Source organism: Kineosporia rhizophila (genome assembly GCF_021277265.1).
In the GTDB taxonomy this organism is placed as follows: Bacteria; Actinomycetota; Actinomycetes; order Actinomycetales; family Kineosporiaceae; genus Kineosporia; species Kineosporia rhizophila.
This window is the reverse complement of the sequence record NZ_JAJSOH010000029.1, coordinates 95,235-101,504: the sequence shown is the minus strand read 5'-3', so window position 1 is coordinate 101,504 and position 6,270 is coordinate 95,235. Positions and strand designations below refer to the sequence as shown.

Annotated in this window: 6 protein-coding genes; 1 reads left to right on the top strand and 5 read right to left on the bottom strand. The window is 72.1% G+C overall.

Annotated features, from left to right (window positions below):
* From LWF15_RS38285 to LWF15_RS29655, 4 genes are all read right to left on the bottom strand, one after another.
* Positions 1–105 (bottom strand): Rho termination factor N-terminal domain-containing protein (locus LWF15_RS38285; protein ID WP_408624281.1); only part of this gene is annotated, 105 nt, incomplete at its 3' end.
* Between the two features lie 328 nt (positions 106–433).
* Entirely contained in the window at positions 434–1,390 is a 957-nt protein-coding gene (thrB, locus tag LWF15_RS29665) for a homoserine kinase (protein ID WP_232814272.1), read from the bottom strand.
* Positions 1,390–2,463, bottom strand: coding sequence for a threonine synthase (thrC, locus tag LWF15_RS29660; protein ID WP_232814271.1), 1,074 nt, complete (start codon positions 2,461–2,463; stop codon positions 1,390–1,392). The genes thrB and thrC overlap by 1 nt, the downstream gene beginning before the upstream one ends.
* Positions 2,463–3,818 carry a homoserine dehydrogenase gene (locus LWF15_RS29655; protein WP_269811045.1) on the bottom strand — a complete coding sequence of 452 codons (1,356 nt, stop codon included), beginning with the start codon at positions 3,816–3,818 and terminating at the stop codon, positions 2,463–2,465. Before LWF15_RS29655 ends, thrC begins: the two co-directional genes overlap by 1 nt.
* Before the next feature lie 100 nt (positions 3,819–3,918).
* On the opposite strand from LWF15_RS29655, the gene LWF15_RS29650 reads away from it, so the two are divergent.
* Positions 3,919–4,596: a response regulator transcription factor gene (locus tag LWF15_RS29650; RefSeq protein ID WP_232814269.1), complete on the top strand. Its 678-nt coding sequence runs from the start codon at positions 3,919–3,921 to the stop codon at positions 4,594–4,596.
* A gap of 85 nt (positions 4,597–4,681) precedes the next feature.
* Here LWF15_RS29650 and LWF15_RS29645 read toward each other — a convergent pair whose 3' ends face one another.
* A complete protein-coding gene (locus LWF15_RS29645; protein ID WP_232814268.1) occupies positions 4,682–6,181 on the bottom strand; it encodes a sensor histidine kinase in 1,500 nt (499 codons plus the stop codon).
* Positions 6,182–6,270: the final 89 nt, after the last annotated feature.

Genomic DNA, 6,270 nt, shown 5'->3' with positions numbered 1-6,270 from the left:
CTCGGCCTTACGCATCCGGGCCGTGCCGTTGATCCCCAGCTGCGAGGCGACGGCCTGGAGCTGCGGCAGGCGGAGCGTGGAGAGATCGACAGCGGACGTCGACATCTCGGTGGTATCTGTCACGAAAGGTCTTCCCCCTCCTCGGCCGCGATACAGTCACGACCAGCGGGTTTGCACCCGGAGAATCCGGATGGTTGTACGCCGCGCTCCGTGCACGCAGGCACGAAGACTGAAATGAGCGGCGGAGTACAGCGCGTGTGCCTGAACGAACCGGCATCTCAGCGACTGCACACGTACTGTAACACCGGCGGGGCCCAGAACGAAGAACCGGAATCAGCCCAAGCTGCCGATCCCGTCCGAAAACCGTGTTTGCCCGGTCCCGGCGGAGACGGCGGGCCCCCGACCCGGCCGCACCGCAGCTTACTCGGCCGGACTATTCGCCTTCTGTAGCCAGCAGCGAACCCACCGTGTCGATTCCCGGCTGCAGCACCTTCCAGCGGTGCGCGGCCGGACCGGTCAGCGCGGAGTTCACCGCGTTCAGCGCCTCGCCCCGGCGGCCGAGCACCAGGACCGTCGGGCCCGCGCCGGAAACCACCGCCGCCGCCCCGAGTTCCCGCACCCGGTGCACCAGATCGGCGGTCTCCGGCATGGCCGGCGCGCGCTGGGCCTGGTGCAGCCGGTCTTCGGTGGCCTCGAGCAACAGGTCCGGCCGGCGGGTCAGGGCGTGCACCAGCAGCGCGGCCCGGCCGGCGTTGAACGAGGCGTCCGGGTGGGCGACCAGCGCCGGCAGCATGGCGCGGGCGGTGGTGGTGGACAGCTCGCCCGAGGGCACGCAGACCACCGGGTCGAGATCGGTGCGCACGTCGAGCCGCTCGGCCCGCGGCACCCCGCTGTGCGAGTGCCAGGAGATCGTGCAGCCGCCCAGCAGGGCCGCGGCGGCGTTGTCCGGGTGCCCCTCGAACGAGGTGGCCAGGGCCAGGACCGTGGCGTCGTCGAGCGCCTCCGGCTCGGCCAGGCAGCCGCGGGCCGCGACCAGCCCGGCCACCACCGCGGCGGCCGAGGACCCCAGGCCCCGGCCGTGCGGGATGCGGTTGGCGCAGTGCAGCCGGATCCCCGGCTGCGGCACCCCGACGTGGTCGAAGGCGGCCCGCACGGCGCGCACCACCAGGTGCTCCTCGGTCAGCGGGACCCCGGCCTCGCCCTCCCCCTCGACGCTCACCTCGAGCCCGGCCGGAGCCAGGCTCAGGGTGACCACGTCGTGCACGGTCAGCGCCAGGCCCAGGCTGTCGAACCCGGGGCCCAGGTTGGCGCTGGTGGCCGGGACCCGCACGGTGGCGCGGCGGTTCATCAGCAGTTCACCGGATGTTGCGGAGGCCGACCCGACCGTCATCAGGCCAGCCCGAGGGCCGAGGCGATGCTGACCACGTCGACCTGGATCCGGGTCGGCTGCACCGGCTCGCCGTTCGCGTCCTTCAGGGCCCACTGCGGGTCCTTCAGGCCGTGCCCGGTCACCGTGCACACCACGGTCTGGCCGGGGGCCAGCTCACCGGCGGCGTGGGTCTGCAGCAGGCCCGCCACCGAGGCGGCGGAACCCGGCTCGACGAACACCCCTTCGCGGGCCGAGAGCCAGCGGTGCGCGGCCAGGATGGCCGGGTCGTCGATCGCGTCGATCCGGCCGCCGGAGGCGTCGCGCGCCTCGACCGCCTGCGACCAGGAGGCCGGGTTGCCGATCCGGATGGCGGTGGCCACCGTCTCGGGCTGGTCGACCGGGTGCCCGAGCACGATCGGGGCGGCGCCGGCGGCCTGGAAGCCCCACATCTTCGGGGTCTTGGAGGCCGGGGAACCCTCGGCCGCGTACTCCCGGTACCCGCGCCAGTAGGCGGTGATGTTGCCGGCGTTGCCGACCGGCAGGCAGTGGATGTCCGGCGCGTCGCCGAGCACGTCGACGACCTCGAACGCGGCCGTCTTCTGGCCCTCGATCCGGGCCGGGTTGACCGAGTTCACCAGCTCGACCGGGTAGGCCTCGGCGAGCTTACGGGCCACCGTCAGGCAGTCGTCGAAGTTGCCGTCGACCTGCAGCAGCTGGGCGCCGTGGGCGATCGCCTGGGCCAGCTTGCCCATCGCGATCTTGCCGTCCGGCACCAGCACCGCGCAGGTCATCCCGGCGGCGGTGGCGTACGCGGCCGCACTCGCCGAGGTGTTGCCGGTGGAGGCGCAGATCACCACCTTGGCGCCGGCCGCGGCCGCGGCGGTCATCGCCGCCGTCATCCCGCGGTCCTTGAACGAGCCGGTCGGGTTGACCCCCTCACACTTCAGCCAGACCTCGCAGCCGGTGTGCTCCGACAGGGCCCGGGCCCGCACCAGCGGCGTGCCCCCCTCGCCGAGCGTCACCGCCGGGGCGTCGCCCAGGATCGGCAGCCGGTCCCGGTACTCCTCGACGACGCCGCGCCACAGATGTGCCATCAGTCCTCACCCTCGACCCGCATGACGCCGACCACGGCGGTCACGATGTCCAGCCCGGCCAGCGCCGAGACGGTTGCTTCCAGTGCCGCCTCGGTGGCCGAGTGGGTGACCACCACGAGCGAGGCACTGTTGTGCGCACCGGCCTGCGAACGGTCGGCCGGGATCTGCTGCTGCCGCACGGTCTCGATCGAGACCCCGTGCTCGGCAATGACTTTGGCGACCGTGGCGAGCACGCCGGGACGGTCGGCGACGGCCAGGCTGATGTGGTAGCGGGTGACCACCTCGCCCATCGGCCGCAACGGCAGCTGCGCGTAGTACGACTCCCCCGGGCCGCGGCTGCCGGCCACCCGGTTGCGCGCGGCCGAGACCAGGTCGCCCAGAACCGCACTGGCGGTGGGCAGACCGCCCGCGCCGCGGCCGTAGAACATCAGCTCGCCGGCGGCCTCGGCCTCGACGAACACGGCGTTGAACGCCTCCCGCACACTGGCCAGCGGGTGCGAGGCCGGGATCATCGCGGGGTGCACGCGGACCGAGACCCCCTCGGAACCGTCGGCCGCGACCGTGCGCTCGCAGATCGCCAGGAGCTTGACCACCGCGCCGATCTGCTTGGCCGAGGCCACGTCGCCCGCGGTGACCTCGGTGATGCCCTCGCGGTGCACGTCGTCGGCGTGCACCCGGGTGTGGAACGCCAGCGAGGCCAGGATCGCGGCCTTGGCCGCCGCGTCGTAACCCTCGACGTCGGCGGTCGGGTCGGCCTCGGCGTACCCCAGGTCCTGCGCCTGGGCGACCGCGGCGGCGAAGTCGAGACCCGCCGTGTCCATCTTGTCGAGCACGTAGTTGGTGGTGCCGTTGACGATGCCGAGCACCCGCCGCACCCGGTCACCGGCCAGCGACTCGCGGATCGGGCGCAGCAGCGGGATCGCCCCGGCCACGGCGGCCTCGTAGTAGAGCTCGACGCCACCGCGGTCGGCCGCCTCGTAGAGCTCGGGACCGTGCTCGGCCAGCAGCGCCTTGTTACCGGTGACCACCGAGGCCCCGGACGACAGGGCCTGCAGGATCAGCGTGCGGGCCGGCTCGATCCCGCCGATCAGCTCGATCACCAGGTCGGCGCGCTTGATCAGTTCGGGGGCGTCGGTGGTGAGCAGCGCCGGGTCGATGCCGGGGCCGCGGTCGGCCTCCAGCGTGCGCACCGCGATCCCGGTCAGCTGCAGCGGTGCACCGGCCCGCTGGGCCAGTTCTTCCGCGTGCGTGCCGAGGAGCCGGGCGACCTGCGTCCCGACCGACCCGCACCCCAGCAGCGCGACCTTGAGCGGCTCCACCCTGACTCCCCTGACTAGTGTGTATTGTCTCGACATGTGAGAATGACGGCCCGTCCTGCGGCCTGAGACCGTGCTGAGTTCACGCGACCGGACACCGTCTCGGCAAGTATCTTTGCAGGTCTGACCGAGGAGGACCGTGCGGGTACTGATCGTCGACGACGAACGTCCACTGGCTGAGACGATCCGGCGTGGCCTGACCGACGAGGGATTCGTCGTCGAGGTCGCCCACAACGGCCAGGACGCGCTCTGGGCGGCCACCGAGAAGCGTTTCGACGCAGTCGTTCTGGACATCATGCTGCCGCGCGGCAACGGCTACCAGGTGCTGGCCGAGCTGCGCCGGCGCGAGATCTGGACCCCGGTGCTGATGCTCACCGCGAAAGACGGTGACTACGACCAGACCGACGCGTTCGACCTGGGCGCCGACGACTACCTCACCAAGCCCTTCAGTTTCATCGTGCTGGTGGCCCGGCTGCGGGCGCTGATCCGGCGCGGCGCGCCGGAACGCCCGGTCGTGCTGGCCTGTGGCGACCTCACCCTCGACCCGGTGCGCCGGCGGGTGGAGCGGGCCGGGAACGAGATCTCGCTCACGCCGCGCGAGTACGGCCTGCTGGAGTTCCTGATGCAGCACAAGGGCGACGTCGTCACCAAGAGCGAGATCCTGGAAGGGGTCTGGGACCCGGCGTTCGACGGCGACCCCAACGTGGTCGAGGTCTACATCCGCTACCTGCGCCGCAAGATCGACGCCCCGTTCGAGCGCCGGGCGATCGAGACGGTGCGCGGGATGGGCTACCGACTCTCCACCACCGGAGGCTGACGCGCGAACAACCCGACCGAGGACGTCCTTAGGTCCTGTCCTGGTCGGGTTCTTCGCGACCAGAACCACCCGTTCGGGTGACCTCTCAGTCGCGCTGCTCCCCCGGCCCGGTGGTGAGTTCGGCCAGGGGGATCTCACCGGTCTCGCCCGGCAGCGGCTCCATCTCGTCGGCCGGGATGGTGATCGGCAACTGCACCTGGAACCGCGCCCCGCCGTACGGCGACACCCCCAGGGCGACCTCACCGTCGTGCCCGCGCACCACCTCACGCACGATCGGCAGCCCCAGCCCGGCCCCCCCGCTGGCCCGGTCGCGGCTCTCGTCCAGCCGGACGAAACGCTCGAACACCCGGTCCCGGTCGGCCGCCGCGATCCCCGGCCCGTCGTCGTCCACCATGATCAGCGCGGTCGAGCCGGAGACGGCCAGGCCCAGGGCCACGGTGGTCTCGGCGTAGCGGGCCGCATTGTCCACCAGGTTGCGCAGCACCTGGCCGAGCTTGTGCGGGTCGCCCATGATGCGTACCGGGGTGATCGAGACCGGCACCTCCAGCCCGGACGAGCTGCGCAGCCGGCGGGCCTCCTCGAGCACCAGGTCGTCCAGGTCCACCTCGACCGAGACCAGCTTCAGCCCCTGGTCGTCGGCCCGGGCCAGCAGCAGCAGGTTCTGCACCAGCACGCCCATCCGCTCGGTCTCGTTCTGCAGCACCGGGCGCAGCTCGGCCCAGGCCCGGCCGGTGACGTCGGCGTCGGCCACCTCGAGGGTCGCCGACAGCGTGGCCAGCGGGCTGCGCAGCTCGTGACTGGCGTCGGCGACGAACTGGCGCTGCGCGGTCTGGGCGGCCTGCAGCCGGTCGAGCATCTCGTTCATGGTGATCGCCAGCCGGGCGATCTCGTCGCGGGTCGGCGGGATCGGCACCCGGTCCTCCAGGTCGCGTTCGTCGATCCGGGCCACCTGCGAGCGGATCTCCTCGACCGGGCGCAGGGCCCGCCCGAGCAGCACCCAGACCACCGCCCCGACCGCGGCGAGCAGCAACGGGAAGGCGACGGCCATCAGGCCCATCACGATCACCACGGTGCGCCGCTGCCAGTCCAGGAAGGTGGCGACCATGATCGTGTCCTTCTGGCCGCTGTACTCCACCCCCCGGGCGACCACCAGGAACGGCCGGTCGGTGTCGAAGATCTTGAACACGCCGGCCTCCTCCCGCACGGTCTCGCCGATCGCCGGGCGCAGGCCGGTGATCGGGTGCTGGACCGCGTCGTAGCTGGAGCTGGAGACGATGTCCTCGCCCTTGAGCACCTGCACCCACTGCCCGGTGCGCTGGTTCTGGGCCTTCTTCAGCTCCTCGTCCAGCGTTCCCTCACCGACCAGGTCCAGCCGGCCCTCGACCTCGGTCAGCCGCGCGTCGGCGGCCTGGTTCAGCCCGCTGATCAGGCTGCGCTGCAGCACGTAGAAGATCAGCCCGCCGGCCAGGCCGAGCGCCATGCCGACCACCAGGACCGCGGACACGGTGGAGCGCGCCCGCACCGAGGGCAGCAGCCGCCGGGGGGCCGAGGCAGCGGCGAACCGCCAGCCGTGCTCGGAACTCATCCCGGCATTCTCACAGGTACCCGCTGTGACCAGCTTGAGAGCGGTCTGAGTTCACCGTAATAAGGCCGTCCCCAGCCCCCACCCACCCG

Excerpts from the sequence above, each read along its gene's own strand:
- thrB (WP_232814272.1), bottom strand. The coding sequence starts at position 1,390 with ATGACGGTCGGGTCGGCCTCCGCAACATCCGGTGAACTGCTGATGAAC.
- thrC (WP_232814271.1), bottom strand. The coding sequence starts at position 2,463 with ATGGCACATCTGTGGCGCGGCGTCGTCGAGGAGTACCGGGACCGGCTG.
- LWF15_RS29655 (WP_269811045.1), bottom strand. The coding sequence starts at position 3,818 with ATGTCGAGACAATACACACTAGTCAGGGGAGTCAGGGTGGAGCCGCTC.
- LWF15_RS29645 (WP_232814268.1), bottom strand. The coding sequence starts at position 6,181 with ATGAGTTCCGAGCACGGCTGGCGGTTCGCCGCTGCCTCGGCCCCCCGG.